The 22,881-nt window shown below is 31.2% G+C and carries 16 protein-coding genes and 1 tRNA gene; 8 read left to right on the forward strand and 9 right to left on the reverse strand.

Going from position 1 to position 22,881, the window contains the following annotated elements; all coding sequences use genetic code 11:
• A partial coding sequence (locus AC34EU_RS06510) for an InlB B-repeat-containing protein (RefSeq protein ID WP_489696115.1) occupies positions 1 to 4,854 on the reverse strand: 4,854 nt, incomplete at its 3' end.
• Positions 4,855 to 4,942: 88 nt separating this feature from the next.
• Between AC34EU_RS06510 and AC34EU_RS06515 the strand changes: the two genes are divergently transcribed.
• The 3 genes from AC34EU_RS06515 (at position 4,943) to ggt (ending at position 9,650) form a co-directional block, all read left to right on the forward strand.
• Positions 4,943 to 5,030: transfer RNA gene (locus AC34EU_RS06515), tRNA-Ser, on the forward strand.
• 315 nt (positions 5,031 to 5,345) lie between these two features.
• Positions 5,346 to 7,787: a glycoside hydrolase family 3 protein gene (locus AC34EU_RS06520; RefSeq protein WP_489696116.1), complete on the forward strand. Its 2,442-nt coding sequence runs from the start codon at positions 5,346 to 5,348 to the stop codon at positions 7,785 to 7,787.
• A gap of 165 nt (positions 7,788 to 7,952) precedes the next feature.
• Complete coding sequence (gene ggt / locus AC34EU_RS06525; protein ID WP_487533056.1) at positions 7,953 to 9,650, forward strand: gamma-glutamyltransferase; 1,698 nt, start codon at positions 7,953 to 7,955, stop codon at positions 9,648 to 9,650.
• Here ggt and AC34EU_RS06530 read toward each other — a convergent pair.
• A complete protein-coding gene (locus tag AC34EU_RS06530) occupies positions 9,647 to 10,894 on the reverse strand; it encodes a DEAD/DEAH box helicase (RefSeq protein ID WP_487533057.1) in 1,248 nt (415 codons plus the stop codon). The genes ggt and AC34EU_RS06530 overlap by 4 nt on opposite strands.
• 362 nt (positions 10,895 to 11,256) lie before the next feature.
• Here AC34EU_RS06530 and AC34EU_RS06535 point away from each other — a divergent pair, with 362 nt between their 5' ends.
• The 5 genes from AC34EU_RS06535 (at position 11,257) to AC34EU_RS06555 (ending at position 14,295) form a co-directional block, all read left to right on the forward strand.
• A complete protein-coding gene (locus tag AC34EU_RS06535; RefSeq protein WP_487533058.1) occupies positions 11,257 to 12,024 on the forward strand; it encodes a MotA/TolQ/ExbB proton channel family protein in 768 nt (255 codons plus the stop codon).
• A gap of 20 nt (positions 12,025 to 12,044) precedes the next feature.
• Complete coding sequence (locus AC34EU_RS06540; protein ID WP_487533059.1) at positions 12,045 to 12,494, forward strand: hypothetical protein; 450 nt, start codon at positions 12,045 to 12,047, stop codon at positions 12,492 to 12,494.
• A gap of 6 nt (positions 12,495 to 12,500) precedes the next feature.
• Entirely contained in the window at positions 12,501 to 13,121 is a 621-nt protein-coding gene (locus AC34EU_RS06545; RefSeq protein WP_487533060.1) for an ExbD/TolR family protein, read from the forward strand.
• Between the two features lies 1 nt (position 13,122).
• A complete protein-coding gene (locus tag AC34EU_RS06550; RefSeq protein WP_487533061.1) occupies positions 13,123 to 13,605 on the forward strand; it encodes an ExbD/TolR family protein in 483 nt (160 codons plus the stop codon).
• Between the two features lie 72 nt (positions 13,606 to 13,677).
• Positions 13,678 to 14,295: a hypothetical protein gene (locus tag AC34EU_RS06555; RefSeq protein WP_487533062.1), complete on the forward strand. Its 618-nt coding sequence runs from the start codon at positions 13,678 to 13,680 to the stop codon at positions 14,293 to 14,295.
• Here AC34EU_RS06555 and rpoN read toward each other — a convergent pair whose 3' ends face one another.
• The 7 genes from rpoN to nadA form a co-directional block, all read right to left on the reverse strand.
• The gene (gene rpoN / locus AC34EU_RS06560) at positions 14,296 to 15,726 is read right to left on the reverse strand and encodes an RNA polymerase factor sigma-54 (RefSeq protein WP_489666880.1); all 1,431 of its coding nucleotides are present in this window, start codon (positions 15,724 to 15,726) and stop codon (positions 14,296 to 14,298) included.
• Between the two features lie 49 nt (positions 15,727 to 15,775).
• On the reverse strand, positions 15,776 to 17,191 hold the full coding sequence (gene asnS, locus AC34EU_RS06565; protein WP_489696117.1) for an asparagine--tRNA ligase: 1,416 nt from the start codon (positions 17,189 to 17,191) through the stop codon (positions 15,776 to 15,778).
• 62 nt (positions 17,192 to 17,253) lie between these two features.
• Positions 17,254 to 19,635 (reverse strand): efflux RND transporter permease subunit, encoded by a 2,382-nt coding sequence (locus AC34EU_RS06570; RefSeq protein ID WP_487533065.1) that lies wholly within the window; start codon positions 19,633 to 19,635, stop codon positions 17,254 to 17,256.
• Positions 19,636 to 19,660: 25 nt separating this feature from the next.
• On the reverse strand, positions 19,661 to 20,215 hold the full coding sequence (frr, locus tag AC34EU_RS06575) for a ribosome recycling factor (RefSeq protein ID WP_487533275.1): 555 nt from the start codon (positions 20,213 to 20,215) through the stop codon (positions 19,661 to 19,663).
• 3 nt (positions 20,216 to 20,218) lie between these two features.
• Positions 20,219 to 20,926, reverse strand: coding sequence for a UMP kinase (pyrH, locus tag AC34EU_RS06580; protein WP_487533066.1), 708 nt, complete (start codon positions 20,924 to 20,926; stop codon positions 20,219 to 20,221).
• A gap of 63 nt (positions 20,927 to 20,989) precedes the next feature.
• Positions 20,990 to 21,856: a carboxylating nicotinate-nucleotide diphosphorylase gene (gene nadC, locus AC34EU_RS06585; protein ID WP_487533067.1), complete on the reverse strand. Its 867-nt coding sequence runs from the start codon at positions 21,854 to 21,856 to the stop codon at positions 20,990 to 20,992.
• A 10-nt stretch (positions 21,857 to 21,866) separates the two neighbouring features.
• Complete coding sequence (nadA, locus tag AC34EU_RS06590; RefSeq protein WP_487533068.1) at positions 21,867 to 22,865, reverse strand: quinolinate synthase NadA; 999 nt, start codon at positions 22,863 to 22,865, stop codon at positions 21,867 to 21,869.
• Between the last annotated feature and the right edge of the window lie 16 nt (positions 22,866 to 22,881).

Genomic DNA, 22,881 nt, shown 5'->3' on the forward strand with positions numbered 1-22,881 from the left:
CTCACTGTTGTTTGAAACATCCAACGAAGTAAGCTGGTTTGCAGTTAAATATAAACTTGTGAGATTTATATTCTTTGATAAATCAATAGAAGTAAGACCTATGTTTCCAAGAGTGATTCTTTCAAGTGATACATTGTTTGTTAGATCAATAGAGGTCATTTGATTTGTTTGTCCAGATCCAGTATTTCCTAATTCTAGATTTTTAAGTAATGTGTTTGCAGATAAATCTAAAGAGGTTAATTTATTATTATTAATATATAACTCTTCAAGATTTAAATTATTTGATAAGTCTATTACATCAAGTTGGGTTGAGGCTAACCCCAAAATTGTTAATAAAGAGTTATTTGATAAATCTATAGAAGTTAGAGTTCCCACTCCATCCAAGGTTAGGCTAGTTAAAAGAGTATTATTAGATAAATCAATTGTCGGAATATTGCAGCGATCAAGAAATAATGCTTCCAATAATGGATTGTTAGTAACATCCAGAGATTCAAATCCATTTCCAACAGCAGAAAGATAATTTAAATCAGGGCTATTAGAAACATCAATTGTGTTAACCTGACTATTATCTGCATCAAGTCGTAAAAGATTTATATTATTAGAAAGATTAAGTGTTTCAATATTATTTTCAGTAACATTTAAAATTTGAAGAGAAATAAAGCTTTCTATTCCAGTCAAATCAAATATTTTAGGTGTTCTATTTTGCATTTGAAGGCTAGTTACACTTTCAATATCAGCTGTATTTATATAATCATCCAAAATATCATCATATCCCAAATCAATGAGTGCCTGTTCAAAACTATCATCTGGGACATATGTTCTTACCTCATTACAATTCAGTGAATATTCTGTTAATTCATCTTTTGTCCAATCAGAAGGAATATTAGCTAGTTGATCTGAATTAACTTTAATACAATTAAAACTTGAGGTCATCCCTTCAGCATAAAATGATATCAGTTTAGTATTGTTTGATACATCTAATGAGCTTAAGGGTGAATTGTTTACCCAAAGAAGTGAAAGCTCTAAGTTATTAGTAACATCCAAAGAAGTCAATTCAACATTTTGTAATTCTAATACCTCAAGTTCTGTATTATTTGAAACGTCTATAGATGTAATTGGGTTGATAGTTGCATAAATATATTTAAGCTTGCTGTTATTTGAAATATCTAAAGAGGTGAGTTGATTTTCATTTATATATAAATGATTTAGTTCTAAATTATTTGATAAATCAATTGAAGTAATATCTAAATTTCCAAGACTCAGATAAGTAAGTAGGGTATTGTTTGATAAGTCAATGGAAGCTATTTGATTTGTATATTCTGGACCAGAGCTTGTTAATTGCAAAGAAGTTAGATTGGTATTTGAAGATAAATCTATAGAGGTTAAGTTATTCCATCCAGCTGTTATATAATTCAAATTAGAGCTGTTAGACACATCCAATGAAGTAATTCCGTTAAAATCAGCATCTAACTGTAAAAGATTAATGTTATTGGACAGGTCTAGAACTGACACGCTATTATTTTTTAAAAATAAATCTTGTAATGCTAAAAAGTCTTCAATTCCTGTTAGGTCGGATATGTTTTTATCACTTATTTCAAGAGCGGTAACTTCATTTATATTGGATGTTAAAACATAATCATCCATTACATCATCATATCCCAAATCTATTAGTGCCTGTTCAAAATTATCATCAGGAATATTTGTTTTTACTGCACCACAACTCAATGAGAAAGAAACCCCTTCATCAAGAACCCAGGTGGAGGTATAATCATAACTATTTGATAAATCAACTAACTCCCATCCATAGCAAGCTTCCTGATTAGGATCTTGAGGATTAAAATTATCTGGAATTCCAAGATCTAGACAACTAGGTGGTATATTATTAATTTGTGTCTCACTTAAAGTAACACAATCAAACTCATTGTTTAACCCCCTAAATAGAGTAAGATTATTAATTGATGACAAATCCAATGATGATAAATTATTTACCTGTAGGGATAATATTCTGATTTGAGAATTGCTTGATAAATCAATTGAGTTTAAATCATTTTCTGATAAAACAACTATTTCAGCATTCGTATTATTCGATAAATCTATATTATCAATAAAATTATTCCTTAAATCAATAATTTTAATTAAAGGGTTGTTTGAAAGATCGATAGATTTACCTGCTGATTTAAAAATGTTTTGGGCTCTTAAAACTTCTAATTCAGTTTGATTAGATAAATCAAGACTTTCTAATTTCGAATTCCATATTCTCATTTTGTTTATTTTAGGAGAATTTGAAAGATCAAGATCAGTTACCAAATTATCATGAATATTAAGGAACTGAAGATTTGGAGAATTTTCTATTTCAAGTATTGATAAAGTAGGATTGTTATAAACATAAAGGTCTAACAAATTAGAATTATTATTCAGGTACAATTCTGAAAGTTGATTGTTAGCTAGGTCAACATAACTAAGGTTTGTATTAGAAGATAAATCTAAAACTCCTTCAATTTCATTACCGATATTGGATGTAATAGATTCTAACATGATAAAGTCTTGAATTCCTGTTAAATCATTTATATTTTTATCAGTAAGGTCTAAAAATGCAACTTGTTTAATATTACTCGTTAAAACAACACCGTCTAATACATCATCATATCCAAAATCTATTAGTGCTTGCTCAAAATTATTATCAGGAATATTTGTTGTTTGTAAAATCACATCACATTCATCAGAATATTGTGTATTATCGCTTTTAACCCAATCTGAGGGTATGTTTAATAATTGATCTGAACTTGTATTTATACAATTAAGATCTAAATTACCCTGAGAGTCAAGATCTATAAGCAATGGATTATTGGAAACATCCAAAGAGATGAGTTTGTTGTTAGAAAGGTTTAACTCTTCTAGTTTTGTATTGTTTGACAAATCAATTTCAGACAAATCGTTATTTACCATTGAAAGTCTTTTAAGTTCTAAATTATTAGAAACATCTAGATTTTTGGCTTGGCAAGTGCAAATGAGTTCTTCTAGATTTGGATTATTTGAAAGATTAATAACTCCATTAAATGTATTGATATTGTTTAATGCTAAAAATCTTAGACTAGGATTATTTGAAACATCAATGGAAACCAAAGTGTTTCTGTAAAAATCTGCATGTTCTAGAAGTGGATTGCCTGACAAATCTATAGAGCTAATTTGCATTGTTGAGCACTCTGAGCAGTCATTTCTTAAACTAAGTATTTTAAGCTTTGAAGCATTTGAAACATCTATATTAGTTAAATAATTTCCATTTAGATTTAGTTCATCTAAATTAGGGTTATTGGAAATATTAATTGATGATAAAATATTATTCCAGGCAAGTAGTCTTTCTAATAATGAATTATTTTCTAAATTGATTGACTCAATCTGATTATGATGAATAGTAACATTTGTTAGATTAACATTATTTGTAAGGTCTATTTCTGTTAAATTATTGGAGTGAATAGAAAGATTTTCTAAGTAAATATTGTTAGAAAAATCAACTTCATTAATCTCATTATTATCAAAAAATATTTCTTTTAGACTTATGAAATCTTCAATTCCAGTTAAATCATAAATAGTACCCTGTTCCGTTGAATTATCTGCTCGAAACGATTCAATAGAGGATATGGTTGAAGTATTAACGTAATCATCTAATATATCATCAAAACCTAAATCAATTAACCTTTGCTCAAAATTATCATCAGGAATATAAGTTTTATCCAGAACATCACCCGTTTCGCTTACTTCAGTTTCATAGTTTTCATCAACTTCACTTTCTATTGCTCCTTCAAATTGGCCAGGTACACTTAGGTTAAAATTGAAATTACTCCAAGGACTAGTTGAATTATCCTGACTTGGGGTTAAGTCAGCATCACTAATACTTCCATAGCCTAATAATTCTATTTCTGTATTAGATCTTACCTCAAAGTTTCCGTTATTTTGTCCTGAATTAGAGTTTACAGTATAGGTATAGTTTCTTCTAAGTATAATACTATGTATGTCCCAAAGAGGTAGTTTATTTGAAGTCTTTTTTCTTATTTTCCACTTACCTACTCCTCTATTAAAAAGTTCAAAATCAAAATTAGCTTGTATAGTTTTAGATTCTGTAAGAGTGAGTTCTAGAGGGTTTTCAACTCCTGTGTGGTCTCCACTCCAAGAAATAAAGTCAAAACCTTCTGCTGGTTGAGGAGTTAAACGAACAGTATCCCCAAAATCATAGTTGGTGTTTCCTGTACTAATAACCTCTAAGGTTTCCTCTAAAACTTCTCCTTCTCCTTCAATATTAACTTGAAGGTTAACTGTAATTAAATCAAAGACTGCTAATATCGTTTTAGCAGAGTTTACATTAACTTCAACAGGATTATCTGTAGATGTTAAATCTCCGGCCCATCCAGTAAATCTGTGTCCAAAATCAGGTGTTGCAGTTAATCGAACTAAACTACCTGAATTATATCTAGGATCAGAACCTTTACCAGAAGAAACCAATTCCTCTTTAATTGTTCCTTTACCATAAGCTGATAAAATTAAATTATACTTTGCTTTTTGAAAATTAGCATTGATCATAATATCTGAATTCACTGTAACGTTAAGTGGATTCTGTATAGATCCATTGGACCAATTCACAAATCGATATTCATCATCGGGAGTTGCTTTAATTGAAACAACTTTTCCTCCTGCATACTCTTCTCCAACAGAAACGTATTTACCTTCAGCATCATATTTTCCTCCTACTATACTTACAGTACCTCCTGTGTTAGCAATTACAGATAAAAAAAAATTACGAGGCTCATCCTTTGTGCAAGAAAAGACTAAAATAAAAGCAAGAAGGAATAACTTTTTCATTTACTCAAAAATAATAAAATTATAATTAGCAATAAATTAACCAAAATCAAATAAAGTTTATTTTTTTTAGTTATTTAGCCGAGAATTTAGAGAGGTGGCCGAGTGGTCGAAGGCGCACGCTTGGAAAGCGTGTATATGTCAAAAGCGTATCGAGGGTTCGAATCCCTTCCTCTCTGCAACTATCTTTGTGAGCCCTTGCTATTAGTGAGGGTTTGTTTTTTTAGTGTCCATTTAGCCAAAAGTTATAGATCCATCATAATATTCTTATGATTTTATTCATCCTTTCACTATAAACTGCCTTAAGAATTGGATACTTTAAAATAACTTTATTTTCCTATCCTGTAGAATAGTTTTATTTTAACTTCATATACTTTCTTCTTATTATCTTTAAGCATTTACAAAAGGTATATGAGTACCAAACTAAAAACTAAAAACTAAAAACTAAAAATTACAAAATGCAAACAACCAAATCTCTTTGTTATGTTGCGCTCATGTTGTGTGTGACATCCATCCTTTTTTTAAGTTGTAATCCATCAAAAGAATCTAAAAGCAACGATTTATGGACCACTTTAGAGCCTTTACCATTAGACCCTACTATTGAAGCTCAAATTGATGAAATACTTCCTAAACTTACTTTAGAACAAAAGGTAGGCCAAGTAATTCAGGGCGATAGTGGGTCTATAACTCCGGAAGAATTAAAAGAATACCGATTGGGCTCTGTATTGAGTGGAGGAAATTCTGCTCCGGGTCCATTGCCATATGCCGACTCAAAAACGTGGCTTGAAATGGCAGACAAATACTACAATGCCTCAATTGATAATGAGGGTGTTGAAATAGCTATTCCTATCATTTGGGGAATTGATGCCGTGCATGGGCATGCCAATTTAAAGGGCGCCATTGTTTTTCCTCACAATGTTGGCTTAGGCGCCATGAACAATCCTGATTTAATTGAAAAAATTGCACGTGTTACTGCACATGAATTAACCGTGTCTGGACATGATTGGACTTTTGCTCCTACCCTTGCAGTACCCCAAGATTTGAGATGGGGAAGAAGTTATGAAGGGTTTTCAGAAAACCCTCAAATTGTGCAGTCTTATGGAGACCGTATTGTAATTGGTTTACAAGGAGAATTTGGTGCAGACGATTTTATGGGCGATGGAAAAGTAATTTCTAGTGCCAAGCATTTTTTAGCTGATGGTGCTACTCAAAACGGAGTAGATCAAGGTGATGCTTTGATTAGTGAAGAAGAATTAAGTATAGTTCATGCTGCTGGATATTACAGTGCTATTCCTGCTGGTGTGCAAACAGTTATGGTTTCATTTTCTAGTTGGCAAGGAAGAAAACTACACGGCGATAAAGAATTGTTAACCGATGTATTGAAAGGAAAAATGGGTTTCAATGGATTTGTAGTTGGTGACTGGAATGGTCACGGTCAGGTACCAGGATGTACCAATACAGATTGTGCACAATCGTTAAATGCAGGATTGGATATGTATATGGCGCCAGATAGTTGGAAAGGCCTGTATCAAAGCACTCTACAACAAGTAAAAGATGGAACCATTCCTATGGAACGTTTAGACGATGCCGTTCGTCGTATTATTAGAGTAAAACTCGCATCAGGTATTTTTCATAAAGGTGCTCCGAGTACCCGTCCCAATGCGGGTAACGAAAGCTTTTTGGGCTTGCCAGAACACAGAGCCATTGCAAGACAAGCGGTAAGAGAATCTATGGTACTGCTTAAAAATAACAACCAAGTATTGCCTATTGATGCTTCTAATACAATATTGGTTGTTGGAGATGGTGCTGCTAGTATTTCTAAAGCCAGTGGTGGATGGACACTTTCTTGGCAAGGAACTGGTCATACAAACGATGAATTCCCGAATGGGGCATCTATCTTACAAGGCATTGAAGAAGTCGTTAATGAAGCAGGCGGAAAAGTAATTTTCTCTCCAAATGGTGATACTTCTATAAAAGCTGATGCTGTGATTGCGGTATATGGAGAAGATCCTTACGCAGAATTTCAAGGAGATCGTGACAACTTAGACTTTGTTCCCAACGGATTTAACGTTAATAAATTGGCTACTTATAAAAACAAAGGAATTCCTGTAGTATCTGTATTCTTATCCGGACGGCCAATGTGGACGAATACAGAGATTAATAATTCTGATGCATTTGTTGCTGCATGGTTGCCTGGAAGTGAAGGGGGGGGTGTTTCTGATCTATTATTCCAAAGAGATCCATCATACGATTTCATGGGTCGATTGTCTTTTACATGGCCAGCCAGCGCTGTAGTTTCTGAAAACAATGAAGCTCTATTTAAATTTGGGTACGGACTTAACTATGCTAGTACAGAGAATCTTGATGTATTCCCAGAAAAATCCGGATTAGAAAATAGCGACGTAGCTTCAACAGGTAAATTCTTCAGCAAAGGAACTGCAGTTGCTCCTTGGAGTTTATGGCTAAGCTCTGGAGATTTGATAAAGCAAATCGTAAGCTTCCCAACATCTGTCGGCGGATTGATTATAAGTAAAACAGACCATATAGCTCAAGAAGATGCCTTACGAATTAACTGGACCAAATCTGATGGAGATTATTTGCGTATTTCTTCTGCTAAGTCAAATGATATGGCACGTCAGTCAAATGGGGCTATGGAATTAACTTTTAATGCAAAATCATTTACTGGTTCTGATGCTGTTGTACAAATTGGCCAATGTGATGACAGTGCTACCTGCGATAACACATTAGACATTACCATAAGTGGTGACTGGAACGAGTATAGAATAAGCTTAAGCTGTTTTGAAAAATTAGGACTAGATATGACCAATATCACTTCTGCATTAGTAATCAAAGCACGAACAGGTATTGATATTGGATTGGGCAATGTGCGTTTGGAATCAGATTTAGATGCCAAACCTGGTTGCGATGGGAATTAACATTTTATATAATAGTACAAGAGCCTTCCTCTCTGCAACTATCTTTGTAAACCCCTATTATATAATAGGGGTTTTTTTGGTGTAAGGTTTTGTTGTTTAATAGTTAGGTTTTCTTCGATATAAAATAATTCAGTACTTTAATTAATAAATTCAAAATCAATTATAATGAGAGCATTATTAGGGTTCATTTTACTTTTTAACTTCACTTCACATTCTTGGAGTCAAGATCGACTTACAGGAGAAATTTTTACAACTCGTTCAGAAGTTCTTGCTCAAAACGGAATGGCTGCAACTAGTCAGCCTTTAGCTACTCAGGTAGCTTTAGATATTCTTAAAAAAGGAGGTAGTGCAATGGATGCAGCTATTGCAGCAAATGCAGTGCTTGGGTTAGTAGAGCCTGCAAGTTGTGGAATAGGGGGAGATATTTTTGCTATAATTTGGAGCGCTAAGGAAAAGAAATTATATGGTTTTAATGGGAGCGGTAGGGCTCCAAAATCTTTAAATATTGATTACTTTATTGATAAACAGATGAAATATATTCCGTTTTACGGACCCTTACCAGTTTCTGTGCCTGGTTGTGTTGACGGCTGGTTTGAAATGCATAATAAGTTTGGTGTCTTACCAATGGTTGAGATTTTACAACCCGCTATAGATTACAGTAGAAATGGTTTTCCTGTTTCTGAAGTAATAGCTTATGAAATGGAATCTAATTATAAAAACCTAGTTGAAATTCCTGGTTTTGCAGAAACATACTTGATAAATGGAAAACCTCCAAAAAAAGGTGAAATATTTAAAAATATTGATTTAGCCAATACTTATGAGAAAATTGCCAAAAAGGGAAGAGATGCTTTTTATAGAGGAGAGATTGCCCGAACTATAGACGCGTTTATGTCTAAACATAATGGTTTTCTTTCTTATGAAGATCTTGCAAGTCATAAGTCTAATTGGATTGAGCCTGTATCTTCTAACTATCGCGGATATGATATTTGGGAATTACCTCCAAATGGACAAGGTACTGCGGCTTTACAAATGTTAAATATATTAGAAGGATATGACATAGCATCTATGGGGTTTGGAAGTGCTGATTATCTGCATGTTCTAACTGAATCCAAAAAGCTTGCTTATGAAGACCGTGCTAAATTTTATGCGGATCCAAGTTTCAGTAAAATACCTTTAAAAGAACTTCTTTCTAAAGAATATTCTGAGAAAAGGCGAGCTCTAATAGATGACGATAAAGCTGCAAAAATTTATAAAGCTGGAGATCTAGAAATTGAAACAGGAAACACCACCTATTTAACTGTTGCTGATAAAGACGGAAATATGGTATCACTTATTCAAAGTATATATTCTGAGTTTGCTTCAGGAATGGTGCCTGATGGTTTAGGTTTTGTGCTACAAAATCGTGGTCAAATGTTTAATGTGCAAGATCGTAATCACGCAAATGCGCTTGAACCAGGTAAACGTCCATTTCATACAATTATCCCGGCATTTATTACTAAAGATGGTAAACCATTTATAAGCTTTGGCCTTATGGGAGGTTCTGTGCAGCCTCAAGGACATGCTCAAATTGTTATTAATTTGATAGATTTTGGGATGAACCTTCAAGAAGCTGGAGACGCTCCTAGAATGCGTCATCGAGGAAGTTCACAGCCAACAGGTTCAAAAATGACCAATGGTGGTACTTTAAACCTAGAAAGCGGTTTTGACTTTAAGTCTATTCGTGAATTAAGAAAAAAAGGACATAATATTTCATTTTCAGTTGGTATATATGGAGGATATCAAGCAATTGGCGTTGATACTAAAAACAAGGTTTATACCGGTGCTTCAGAATCTCGAAAAGACGGTCAAGCTTCTGGATATTAGCGATTATAATTCCTAGAACCTCCAGACGATCGACCAGAGTTTTTGGAACGATTATGGTTTGACTTATGACGATTACCTCCTTTTTGTTTAATAGGATCAGGTTTAATATTTGGATCAGGTTCAAAACCTTCTTTTGTCTCTGAGGGAATGGAGCTTCCAACTAATTTTTCGATATCTTTTAAATATACTTTCTCATCTACACAAACTAATGAAACAGCTTCACCTTTAGCTCCAGCTCTTCCAGTTCTTCCAATGCGATGAACGTAGTCTTCTGGAACATTGGGTAGTTCAAAATTGATAACATGAGGAAGTAGTGGAATGTCTAGTCCTCTTGCTGCAATATCTGTTGCAACTAAAACTTTAACCAAACGTTCTTTAAACCCTGCCAATGCTTTTGTTCTTGCACCTTGACTTTTATTTCCGTGAATTGCAGCAGCAGATATATTTGCTTGAATTAACTTTTTAGTTAGTTTGTTTGCTCCGTGCTTAGTTCGGGTGAAAACTAGTACTTGAAACCAATTACCTTCCTTAATTAGTTTGATTATGAGCTCTGTTTTCCTACTCTTATCAACCTTGTAAACTCGTTGGATTATAGCATCAACAGTAGTATTTCCTGGTGTTGCTTCAATCATTACAGGCTGATTTAAAATTCCTTTAGCAAGAGCTTTAATTTCCTTTGAAAAAGTAGCAGAAAATAAGAGGTTCTGTCTTTGCCTAGGAAGCAGATTCATTATTTTATTTATATCACGTTGAAACCCCATATCTAGCATTCTATCTGCTTCATCTAGCACTAAAATTTCTACATTGGATAATGAAAGAAATTTTTGATTGTGTAAATCTAATAATCGTCCTGGTGTAGCAATTAAAACATCAATTCCTTTTCTTAAAATAGATACTTGTGGCTTTTGATTTACACCTCCAAAAATTACAGTAGAACGAATATCAACATAAGTACTGTATTCTTTCACATTTTCAAATACCTGTGCAGCTAATTCACGAGTTGGTGTTAGAACTAATGCTCGTATTTTACGATTTTTTCTAGTATTTTGTTTGAAAAGAATTTGGAGTAAGGGAAGGGTGAATCCAGCAGTTTTTCCTGTTCCAGTTTGAGCAGATGCTAAAACATCCTTTCCTTTTAGAATTAGTGGTATTGATTTTTCTTGGATTAGGGATGGCTTTGTATACCCTTTTTCTTGTATTGCTTTTAAAAGCGAAGGCTCTAGGCCGAGATCGTTAAATTTCATAAGGAAGAGCTTTAATAATGCTCTTAAGTGTAGTGTAACTTTATACCCAATTTATGACTGAACTAAATTCAGCATTTTTTTTGATAAATTTTTTTTGAGTAAAGTGGGTGCTCAGTTAGATTATTAATTTCCATCAAAGATATATTTTTTATGTCTTTTATTATTATTAACGGTTAAATAATTAATTTACAATAATATAAAAAAGAGAATATAGAGTTGAAATTCTATAATTTTTATAAATAATTGACTAAATTATTTTGTTAAATGTTAGACTATTATTTAGCTGATTAAAAAATTATAAAACATATCTATTTTTTTTTATCTTTAACGCTCATAATTAACAAGAACAAAATTATATTAAAATGAAAAAATCATTCATTGCATTCGCTGCCGCGAGTATTTTTATGTTAAGCAACAATTTAACTGCAAATACAATTTCTATCGATAACATAGATAATGTAACTGCTTTTCAAGATGCTGATGAAGCAGAAATAGCAGCACCATCTTTTACACAGGAATTAAAAAATCGTTTTATAGAAGGAGGACCAGGATTTATGGGAATCGTTTTAATTTGTTTAATCCTTGGATTAGCTATAGCAATTGAACGTATTATATATTTAAATTTAGCATCTACCAATACCCAAAAGTTAACTTCTGGAGTAGAAGAAGCATTATCTTCGGGAGGAGTAGAAGCTGCAAAAGAATTATGTAGAGATACAAAAGGACCTGTAGCATCTATTTTTTATCAAGGTTTAGACCGTATGGACGAAGGTGTTGAAAGTGCCGAGAAAGCTGTTGTAGCTTACGGTGGTGTTCAAATGGGTCAATTAGAAAAAAATGTTTCTTGGATATCTTTATTTATCGCATTAGCTCCTATGCTTGGTTTCATGGGGACAGTAATAGGTATGATTCAAGCTTTTGATAAGATTGAAGCTGCTGGAGACATGCAGCCATCTCTTGTTGCTGGAGGTATTAAAGTTGCACTTTTAACTACTGTTTTTGGACTAGTAGTAGCAATTATTCTTCAAGTTTTTTACAATTATATTATTGCTAAAATTGACAGTATAGTAAACGATATGGAAGATGCTTCAATTACATTAATTGATATTCTTGTAGCTAATAAAAAATAAATCAACTAACATTTCGAAAAATGAATTTTCAAAATATTATTAAAATAGTAAGTGGCTTATTAGGTATATTAGGTGTTGTTTTCCTTTTAAGAATAATGGGTCTGGGCAATGACCAAATCAAAATGAATGCTAGTATGGGAGATTACTCATCAGTAAGCCCCCTCATAACATTAGCTCTGATCATTTTATCAATTGCTATAGTTGTAACATTAGTTTTCTCAATTATTACTTTAGCCTCTGATCCAAAAAAACTAAAGAAAGCAATGATAGCTTCAGGTCTGTTTTTATTAGTTATAGCTATAGCTTATGGTGTTTCTGAAGGTGTTGAAACACCTATGAAAGACGATAAAGTTCTTTCTGCTGGCGGTTCAAGACTAGTAGGTACAGGGATTGTATCTTTCTATATACTTACCGTTATCGCATTTGGATCTATGATGTTTTCAGCAATTAAAAAAATTATTAAAAAATAAATAATTATGCCAAAAAGATCAGCACCAGAAGTTAATGCAGGCTCAATGGCGGATATTGCTTTCCTGCTTTTGATTTTCTTTCTTGTAACTACGACTATTGAAACCGATAGTGGACTTAATAGAAAGCTTCCTCCTATGGAAGAAGTTATTGATCCACCTGTAATCAAACAGAAAAATATTTTTACTGTTGTAGTAAACAAAAACAATCAATTACTTGTTGAAGAAGAATTAACAGACATATCAGAAGTTAGGTTATTGGCTATGGAGTTTCTTGATAATGGGGGAGGAGTAGGCGAAGATTCATGTGACTATTGCCAAGGTAAAAAAAATCCTTCGTCTTCAGATAATCCTGACAAAGCTATTGTTTCTTTAAAAAATGATCGTGAAACATCTTATAAAGTATATATCGCTGTTCAAAATGAATTAGTTGCAGCTTATAATGAGCTAAGAAATAGAGAATATTTAAGATTAAATCCAATGAGTGGTATGAATTTTGTTCAAGCCAATAGTCGTTATTCAGATCCAAGAACTTCTCCAGGAGAAAAGGAAAAACTCAAACCACAATTAAGTATAGTTAAACTAATGTATCCTCAGAAGTTGTCAGAGGCTGAACCAAATAAAAGCTAATATGTCTAAGTTTAAAAAGAAAAAAGGAGGAGAATTACCTGCAATTTCAACTGCATCACTTCCTGATATTGTATTTATGTTATTATTCTTTTTTATGGTAGCCACTGTAATGAGAGATAGTACCTTAATGGTAAACAACTCACTTCCAGCTGCTGATCAAGTTCAAAAATTGGATAAAAAAGACAGAGTAATGTATATATATGCTGGTAAACCATCCTCAAGATATGAGGATAAATATGGATCAGCTGCACGTATTCAGTTGAACGATAAGTTTTCTGTAGTTGAGGATGTTGGAGCTTTTGTTTTGGCTGAAAGAGCTTCTAAGAGGCAAGAACTTCAAAATGTACTTACAACTGCATTAAAAGTTGATGGTGATACAAAAATGGGTTTGGTTAGTGATATAAAGCAAGAACTAAGAAAAGTTAATGCTTTAAAACTAAACTATACAACACGAATTGGTGAGTATACACAAAACATAAATTAAAGTATTTTTACTTTGTAAAAAGTACCTTTAAGGTGCTTTTTTTTTTACTTAATTTTAAGTAGATAAATCATTATGAGCTACAACTATATATTTTTATTTTTGACTAGTATATACTTCTCTTATGGACAGATAAACTATTCCATTCCAGACTCGCTAAATAATTTAAAATATAGAGAAGATCAATTTTATATAGGAGCTAATTATGTCCTTATAAAAGGAGTAAATCAATCGATCCAACAAAATAATTTTTCTAGTCAAATTCATTTTGGTTTTCTCAGAGACTTTCCTTTAAATAAAAAAGGAAATTGGTCAATTGCGATGGGTTTGGGACCATCTTATACTCAATTTCAGTCTAATATAGACTTTAAAACGGGTTTAATATCACCGAGTTTTAATTCAGCAAAATATATCTCACTAAATTTGCCTTTTGAAATAAGGTGGAGATCATCAAGCTCCACTTCATTTAGTTTCTGGAGAATCTACCTAGGTAGTCAACTTCAGTATAATTTTATTTCTGACAACTTAAGTTCGTTAAAAAATATAACAACATTATCAACTATAAATTTAGGATATAATACATGGAATTTTTCCTTAGGATATGACTTATCTAATAGACTAGTCGATTCTGTAAATAATGAAACTACTCAATTCAAGTTACTGACAATTGGCTTGATTTTTTATCTTTTATAATTAAATTTCTTTTCTCAATCTTGCTACTGGTAAACCTAGTTGTTCTCTGTATTTAGCTACAGTTCTTCTCGCTACTATGTAACCTTTATCCTTTAAGCTTTCTGAAATAGCAAGATCAGCTAAAGGGTTTTTTTTATTTTCTGTTGATATAAGTTCTTCTAAAATATTCTTTACTTCAATACTTGAAATATCTTCACCATCATTATTCTTCATTCCTTCTGAGAAGAAACTTTTAACTAACTTAATTCCATATGGAGTATCTATATATTTACTGTTAGCAACTCTTGAAACGGTTGAGATATCCATATTAATTTTATTAGCAATATTTTTTAAAATCATTGGCTTTAAACATTTTTCATCACCAGTTAAAAAATATTCATTTTGATGATCAATTATGGCTTTTATTGTAATAAATAAAGTCTGATATCTTTGATTTATGGCTTCAATAAACCATTTTGCAGAATCTAACTTTTGTTTTATAAATTGAACCGCTTCGTTATTAGCTTTATTTTTTGACGAAGACTCCTTATAACCCATTAACATTTCTTTATAATTAAGAGAAACATGAAGCTCTGGAGCATTTCTCCTATTTAATGTAACATTTACTTTTCCATCATCAATTGTTAGTATAAAATCAGGTATAATTTGATTGGTTCTACTATCATTATACAGTGTTCCCCCAGGTTTGGGATTAAGTTTTGAAATCGATTCAATAATTAGCTTTAGCGTCTCCTCTGTGATCTTATATTTATCAATAAGCTTTTGATAATGTTTTCTTGAAAACTCATCAAAAGATTCTATCATGATTTTTAGAGCTAACTCTAAAATCTCACTTTTAGTTGTCTTTCTTTTTAGTTGAAGAATTAAACACTCTTTTAAATCTCTTGCCCCAACACCTGGAGGATCAAGTGTTTGAACTTTTTTTAAAACAGTATTTACTTCGTTAATTGTTACAAATATGTTTTGAGAAAATGCTAAATCATCCACTAAATCATCGATATTGCGTCTGATATACCCACTTTCATCAATGCTGCCAATTAAAAAATCTACTATTGGATTTTCATTCTTATCCAAAATTAAATTTTGCGCTTGACTTTTTAAGTTCTGATGAAACGAAATTCCTCCTGAAACTGGGATTATTTTACCATCATCTTCATCTGAACTGTAATTGTTGACTTCTGTTCTATAAGAAGGTATCTCATCATCATTTAAATACTCATCAATATTAATATCTTCAGTCTCTTTAATCTTAGATTCATCATAATCATCAGTAGTTGATTCTTTTCCAGTTTCTAGTGCAGGGTTTTCACCAATCTCACTCTGTATCTTTTGCTCAAACTCTAATGTAGAAAGTTGAATCATCTTCATTAACTGAATCTGTTGAGGAGAAAGTTTTTGAGATAGCTTTATGTTAAGTTGTTGCTTGAGCATTAAACTTTTTATTTATATCAAAGGTAGAAAAATAAGATATAAGTAAAATTTAAAAAGATGCGTTTTGAGGTGTTCTAGGAAATGGGATTACATCTCTAATGTTTCCCATTCCTGTTGTAAATTGAACTAATCTTTCAAAACCTAAACCAAAACCACTGTGGGGAACACTTCCAAACCTTCTAAGGTCTAAATACCACCACAATTCATTTTTATCAACTTTCATGTCTCTCATTCTTTTCTCCAAAACATTTAATCTTTCTTCCCGTTGAGAACCCCCTACAATTTCTCCAATACCAGGAAATAAAACATCCATTGCTCTAACAGTTTTTTGATCTTCATTCATTCGCATGTAAAATGCTTTTATTCTGGCAGGATAATCATATATTATTACTGGGCACTTAAAATGTTTTTCTACTAAAAATCTTTCATGTTCACTTTGTAAATCAACACCCCATTCATTAATTTTATATTTAAATTTATTTTTTTTGTTAGGTTTGCAGTTTTTTAAAATATCTATGGAATCAGTATAAGTAATTCTTTTAAAATTATTATTTACAACAAAATTAATTTTTTCAATTAAACCCATTTCACTTCTTTCAAGCATGGGTTTGTTTTTTTGTTCATGATTATGACGATCATCAAGAAATTTTAAATCTTCACTACATTTTGACAAAATTTTACTTAACACAGATTTAATAAACTCTTCTGCTAAATTCATATTATCATTTAAATCATAGAAAGCCATTTCAGGTTCTATCATCCAAAACTCTGCTAGGTGTCTTGTTGTATTAGAGTTTTCTGCTCTAAATGTTGGCCCAAATGTATAAACATTACCAAGTCCCATTGCATAGCTCTCTGCCTCAAGTTGACCCGAAACAGTTAAATGAGTTTTTTTTCCAAAAAAGTCTTTTTTATAATCAATATTTTTTTTGGAAATATCAGACGAAAGAGTAGTTACTTTAAACATTTCTCCAGCACCTTCAGCATCACTTCCAGTTATAATTGGGGTGTTTATATAGTAAAACTTTTTTTCTTGAAAAAATTCATGAACTGCAAATGAAAGAATAGATCGTATTCTCATTATTGCATTAAAAGTTGTTGTCCGGATTCTTAAATGTGCTTTTTCTCGAAGAAACTCTAAACTGTGTTTTTTTGGCTGAATTGGATATAAGTCGGGATCTGATTCACCAATTATTGATATTTCATTTACAATTATTTCTAGATTTTGACCACTTCCCTGGCTTACAATCAAATCTCCAATAATTTTAACAGCAGCACCAGTATTAATTTTTTTTAAAAGTGCACTATCTGTGTTTTCATAATCAATTACACATTGAAGATTAGTAATACAAGAGCCATCGTTTATTGCTATAAACCTATTACCTCTAAATGTTTTAACCCATCCATAAACCTCAATATTTTTTTTTGTCTTATTATCATTAAGAAGGTCATCAATTTTTTTCATTATTGCTTATAATTTCAGCTAACACAAATATACTAATTTGGTCAAGTATATGTGTTAAGATATCATTGTTGATTTTCTTCTATAATTTTAATTTTGGGTTTTTTCATAACTTTTTCATTACTCACTTTTCCTTCCATAGATATTAAAAGAGAAGGGAGTAAAATCAAGTTTGCTAGCATTGCAAAAAGTAATGTAACTGAAACCAAACCTCCTAGAGCAACTGTCCCTCCAAAATCAGAAGTCATAAAAACCGCAAATCCAAAGAAGAGTACAATCGAAGTGTAAAACATGCTGACTCCAGTTTCTCTTAAACTAGAATAAATAGCAGGTTTAATTTTCCAATTATTTGAGCTTAACTCTTGTCTGTATTTTGCTAGAAAATGAATCGTATCATCAACTGAAATACCAAAAGCAATACTAAAAACAAGTATAGTTGATGGTTTGAGAGGTATTCCGCTAAATCCCATGACACCTGCTGTAATAATTAGAGGAAGTATGTTTGGAATTAGAGAAATAATAATCATTTTATATGATCGAAACATATAGGCCATAAACAATGCAATCAAAAGTATTGCTAGTGAAAGTGACAAGAAAAGATTCTTAACTAGATATTTTGTTCCTTTTAAAAAAAGTAATGATTTTCCTGTTAATAATACATCAAACTTTTCTGAAGGAAATATTTTTTTAAGACTTACTTTCAAGCCTTTTTCTATTTCTTCAATCCGCTTAGTATTAATGTCTTTCATGAAAGTAGTTACTCTTCCATATTGTCCCGTACTATCAATATAATTGGATAATAAATTCACTTCATTATTTGCATTATTTATATATTTAGATATGAACCTGTTTTCTTGTGACGTGGGTAGTTTGTAATAATTTGGATTTCCATTGTAATAAGCTTGTTTGGCAAACTTAAATGCGTTTATAACTGATATTGGAGGAGCTAATTCTAGGTATTCTTCAATGTGATTTTGAAATTCATCTATTCGTCTAAGATTAGCTAAGCTATAAACTCCATTTTTTCGTTTTGTATCAATTAAAACTTCTATTGGGACAACACCTGAAAACTCATCATCATAAAATTTAAGATCTTTAAAAAAATTAGATTTTTTTGGCATATCCTCAATCAAACTTCCTGATATTTCAATTTGATAAATACCAATTATTCCAAATATCAGTCCTAACAATGAAATTATATAAACATTAATTCTATTGTGCTTAACATTATTTTCCATCCATTGAACAAATTCATCAATTGCTTTATTTTTAAGATGTTTTAAATGTTTAGAACTTGGAATTGGAAGAAAACTATATATTATAGGTATTAAAAATAAGGAAAGTAGAAATATTCCGAAAATATTAATCGACGCAACAATTCCAAATTCTTTAAGTATTTTACTATCAGTGAGAATGAATGTTGCGAATCCACAAGCAGTTGTTAAATTAGTCATTAAAGTTGCATTTCCAATTTTAACAATGACTCTTTGAAGAGATTTTATTTGATTCCCATGTTTTGCAACTTCTTGTTGATACTTATTAATTAAAAATATGCAGTTTGGAACACCTATCACAATTATTAATGGAGGTATTAGTGCTGTTATAACTGTTATTTCATAACCTAGAAACCCAAGCAGTCCAAAGGACCACATTACCCCTATTACAACTACTAAAAGCGAAATTAATGTTGCTCGAATTGATCTGAAAAATAAAAAGAAAATAAATGAAGTTAAAGCCATTGCAGACAAAACAAAAACACTAATCTCATCTACTATGTTTTGAGCATTTAAAGTTCTAATATATGGCATGCCTGAAACCTTAAGATCTAAATTGTTTTCTTTTTCAAAAGACTCTATAAGGGGGATAAAAACATCAGTAATGAAAATTTTTCTTTGTTTAGTATTAACTACAGAAGGATCCATATATATTACAGATCGTAATGTCTCATTTGATTTGCTATAAATTAAATTATTATAAAAAGGAAGTTCTAAAAATAACTTTTCTTTAAACTTAGAGATGTCATCTTTGCTAAGATTATTATTTTTTAAAATTTGATTTACTTCAAATTTTTCTTCTTCTATGTTTTTGATTAAATTTTTAAGATTTGAAGTGCCAATTGTGTAATCTATTTCATTTAATTCTGATAATTTTGTATTCAAAGAATTCCATGCTTGAAATTTTTTTACATTAAAAATAGTTGAGTCTTTAACAGCTATAAGTAAAACATTTCCTTCATCTCCAAATTGTTTTATGAATCCATTATATTTAACATTATCTATGTGTTTATCAGGTAATAAATTTGCTTCAGAAAAAGTAAAACGTATATATTGCCACTGACCTATCCAAAAAATAGTAAAAATTAATATTCCAATTAAAATTAAAATTCTATTTCTAAGTATCAAGCGAGCAATAGCTTCCCAGAAACTCAAATTATTTTTATTTTTCATATTGGAGTATCAGCTAGAGAAAAATCTAAACTGTTAAAATTTCTTTTTCTTTATTAAAAAACAAATCATCCGTTTTTTTTATGAAAGAGTTGGTTAAGTTTTGAATATCCAATTCTAGATTGTTTTTCATATCATCTGAAATTTCAGATTTTTTAACATCATCATTTGCTTCTTTTCTAGAATTACGAATACTTACTTTAGCATTTTCAGATTCATTTTTTGCTATTTTAACCAATTGAACTCTTCGTTCCTCTGTCATTGGAGGAATATTTATTATGATTGAGTCACCATTGTTCATTGGAGTAAAACCAATATTAGCAATTAAAATAGCTTTTTCAATATCTCCCATTAATCCCTTCTCCCAAGGTTGAATTGTTAAAGTTCGAGAATCTGGTGTGCTTACATTTGCGACCTGACTGAGTGGAGTTTGAGAGCCATAATAATCAATCATGATGTTAGATAACATTATTGGATTTGCTTTTCCTGCTCTAATATTAAGTAATTCTTTTTCAAGATGCTTAGTAGCATTAATCATACTTTCTTTTGTAGACTCGAGAATAAATTCTATTTCTTCCATGATATATTAAATATAAACCTTTGTGCCTATTGCTTCACCATTAATTATTTTCTTTAAGTTACCTTTTGTATTCATATCAAAGACAATTATTGGTAAATTATTTTCTTGACTAAGTGTGAAGGCAGTAGTATCCATAACCTTTAATCCACGCTTTAAAACTTCATCAAAAGAAAGAGAATCAAATTTAACCGCATTTTTATTTTTTTCTGGATCTTCATCATAAATTCCATCAACTCGAGTTCCTTTTAAAATAACATCTGCATTTATTTCTATTGCTCTTAAAACAGCAGCAGAGTCAGTTGTAAAAAAAGGATTACCTGTTCCACATCCAAAAATAACGACCCTTCCTTTTTCTAGATGACGAGTTGCCTTTCTTTTAATATATGGCTCAGCTATTGCTTCAATTTTTATTGCTGTTTGAAGTCTTGTAGGAACATCATTATCTTCCAATGAGGCTTGAAGTGCAAGACCATTAATTACAGTTGCCAGCATACCCATATAATCAGCTTGAACTCTATCCATACCTTTGCTAGATTCAGAAACTCCTCGAAATATATTGCCTCCACCTATTACAATGGCTATCTCTATTCCTTCTTTTTGAACTTCTTTTATCTGTTTTGCATAATCATCAAGTCTTAATGGATCTATTCCATGTTTGTGATTCCCCATTAAGGCCTCTCCGCTCAATTTGAGTAAAATTCTTTTATGTAGCATTTAAAAATATTATAACAGATATAAATATAGACAAATAATTTATTGTGGTTTTAAGTATTTAATTTAGTTGGCTTTCAGGCTTAGATCAATATATGGTGATGAATGAGTTAAAGCACCCAGAGAAATATAATCTACTCCAGTTTTTGCAACTTCAATAATATTAAGCTCATTTATACCGCCAGAGGCTTCAGTCTTAAACTTACCATCAATTAACCTAACAGCTTTTTTTAGTTCATTTACATTCATGTTGTCTAATAATATTCTATCAATCCAATTGAATTTCAATATTTTATTTATTTCAAAAACTTTTCTAATTTCAACAACAACAAATATTTTTTTTGGTTTTAATTTTTCAATATAAATTTGAGTTTTATAAAGTGCATCTTCCAGGTTGTTTGAATAATCAATATGATTATCTTTTATCATTATAGCATCAAAGAGACCCATTCTATGATTGCTTCCTCCACCAATTTTAACAGCCCATTTTTCAGGATATCTGAAATTTGGAGTAGTTTTTCTTGTATCTAATAAAACAGTGTTAAATGATTTAATTTTTTCTTTTAAATTATTTGTTATAGAAGCAATACCACTCATTCTTTGTAAAGTATTTAAAACTAATCTTTCCGTTGCTAAAATTGACCTTGCATTCCCCTCAACTATAAAAGGAGTAGAACTTTGATTTACACGGGTCCCATCATTTATAAGCTTATTAAACTTTATACTCGGGTCATAAAATTTAAAAATTTTCTCCACCAACTCAATTCCAGCAATGATACAAGGTGTTTTAACATATAACTTTGCTGATTTGATAGACCCTTCGGGAATACAAGCATTACCTGTAAGATCTCCATCTCTAATATCTTCACTTAGAGCATTTTTTATAAATAAATTTAATTGATCCTTATACTCATTATAAAAGAAATTTGGCATTTTTATAAAATTAACTTAAAGCTAACATTCTGTCAATTGAAATTTTAGACCTACTTATTAAATCTCTATTTAGCTTTATTTGGGGAGATTCATTTAATAGACAATTATACAGCTTTTCTAAAGTATTTAATTTCATGAACGCGCATTCGCTGCAAGCACATGTTTCGTCTTGAACAGGAGCAGGTATAAATATTTTGTTTGGTCGAGATTTTTTCATTTGATGAAGAATACCAGATTCAGTTGCTACTATATATGTATTACTTGAATCGGTTTCTATATATCTTAATAGAGCTGAAGTGCTTCCTATGAAGTTTGCTATATCTAATATTGGCGATGTGCTTTCTGGATGAGCAATAAATTTAGCTTTAGGATATTTTTTTGCTAGAGTTATAATTCTTTCAAGAGAAAAAGCTTCATGAACCATACATGCTCCATCCCATAAAATCATATTTCTTCCAGTTTCTTTAATTAAGTATTGACCCAAATTTCGATCTGGCGCAAAAATTATAGTTTTGTTTTTTGGAATGCTACTAATTACTTTTATTGCATTACTTGAGGTGCAAACAATATCACTGAGAGCTTTGACTTCTGCTGAGCAATTTATATATGTTACAACCACAGCATCAGGATAATTATTTATGAATTTTTTAAAATCTTCAGGGGGACAAGAGTCAGCTAAAGAACATCCTGCTTTTAAATCTGGAATTAAAACTATTTTTGAAGGATTAATAATTTTAGCCGTTTCTGCCATGAAATGAACACCTGCTAAGATAATAATATCAGCACTAATTTTCGCAGCACATTGGGCAAGATAAAGGCTGTCTCCAAGGAAGTCTGCAATTTCTTGAATTTCAGGAGACTGATAGTAATGTGCTAAAAGAATTGCATTTTTTTCTTTTTTTAATCGAATTATTTCAGAAACTAAGTCAGAGTTGCTTAGAGATTTATTGAAATTATAGTATTTTGAGTGGTTTGAACTTTTAATCGAACCAACGTTTAATGATTTCATCAAAAATATTTCAGTA

The sequence above is a fragment of the Candidatus Marivariicella framensis genome (genome assembly GCF_982709265.1).

What these genes read in the sequence shown, in the direction of transcription:
- asnS (WP_489696117.1), bottom strand. Translation starts at nt 17,191, where the DNA reads ATGAAAAAAATTGATGACCTTCTTAATGATAATAAGACAAAAAAAAAT.
- AC34EU_RS06570 (WP_487533065.1), bottom strand. Translation starts at nt 19,635, where the DNA reads ATGAAAAATAAAAATAATTTGAGTTTCTGGGAAGCTATTGCTCGCTTG.
- AC34EU_RS06520 (WP_489696116.1), top strand. Translation starts at nt 5,346, where the DNA reads ATGTTGTGTGTGACATCCATCCTTTTTTTAAGTTGTAATCCATCAAAA.
- AC34EU_RS06540 (WP_487533059.1), top strand. Translation starts at nt 12,045, where the DNA reads ATGAATTTTCAAAATATTATTAAAATAGTAAGTGGCTTATTAGGTATA.
- nadA (WP_487533068.1), bottom strand. Translation starts at nt 22,865, where the DNA reads ATGAAATCATTAAACGTTGGTTCGATTAAAAGTTCAAACCACTCAAAA.
- pyrH (WP_487533066.1), bottom strand. Translation starts at nt 20,926, where the DNA reads ATGCTACATAAAAGAATTTTACTCAAATTGAGCGGAGAGGCCTTAATG.
- nadC (WP_487533067.1), bottom strand. Translation starts at nt 21,856, where the DNA reads ATGCCAAATTTCTTTTATAATGAGTATAAGGATCAATTAAATTTATTT.
- AC34EU_RS06555 (WP_487533062.1), top strand. Translation starts at nt 13,678, where the DNA reads ATGAGCTACAACTATATATTTTTATTTTTGACTAGTATATACTTCTCT.
- AC34EU_RS06535 (WP_487533058.1), top strand. Translation starts at nt 11,257, where the DNA reads ATGAAAAAATCATTCATTGCATTCGCTGCCGCGAGTATTTTTATGTTA.
- AC34EU_RS06530 (WP_487533057.1), bottom strand. Translation starts at nt 10,894, where the DNA reads ATGAAATTTAACGATCTCGGCCTAGAGCCTTCGCTTTTAAAAGCAATA.
- rpoN (WP_489666880.1), bottom strand. Translation starts at nt 15,726, where the DNA reads ATGCTCAAGCAACAACTTAACATAAAGCTATCTCAAAAACTTTCTCCT.
- ggt (WP_487533056.1), top strand. Translation starts at nt 7,953, where the DNA reads ATGAGAGCATTATTAGGGTTCATTTTACTTTTTAACTTCACTTCACAT.
- AC34EU_RS06545 (WP_487533060.1), top strand. Translation starts at nt 12,501, where the DNA reads ATGCCAAAAAGATCAGCACCAGAAGTTAATGCAGGCTCAATGGCGGAT.
- AC34EU_RS06550 (WP_487533061.1), top strand. Translation starts at nt 13,123, where the DNA reads ATGTCTAAGTTTAAAAAGAAAAAAGGAGGAGAATTACCTGCAATTTCA.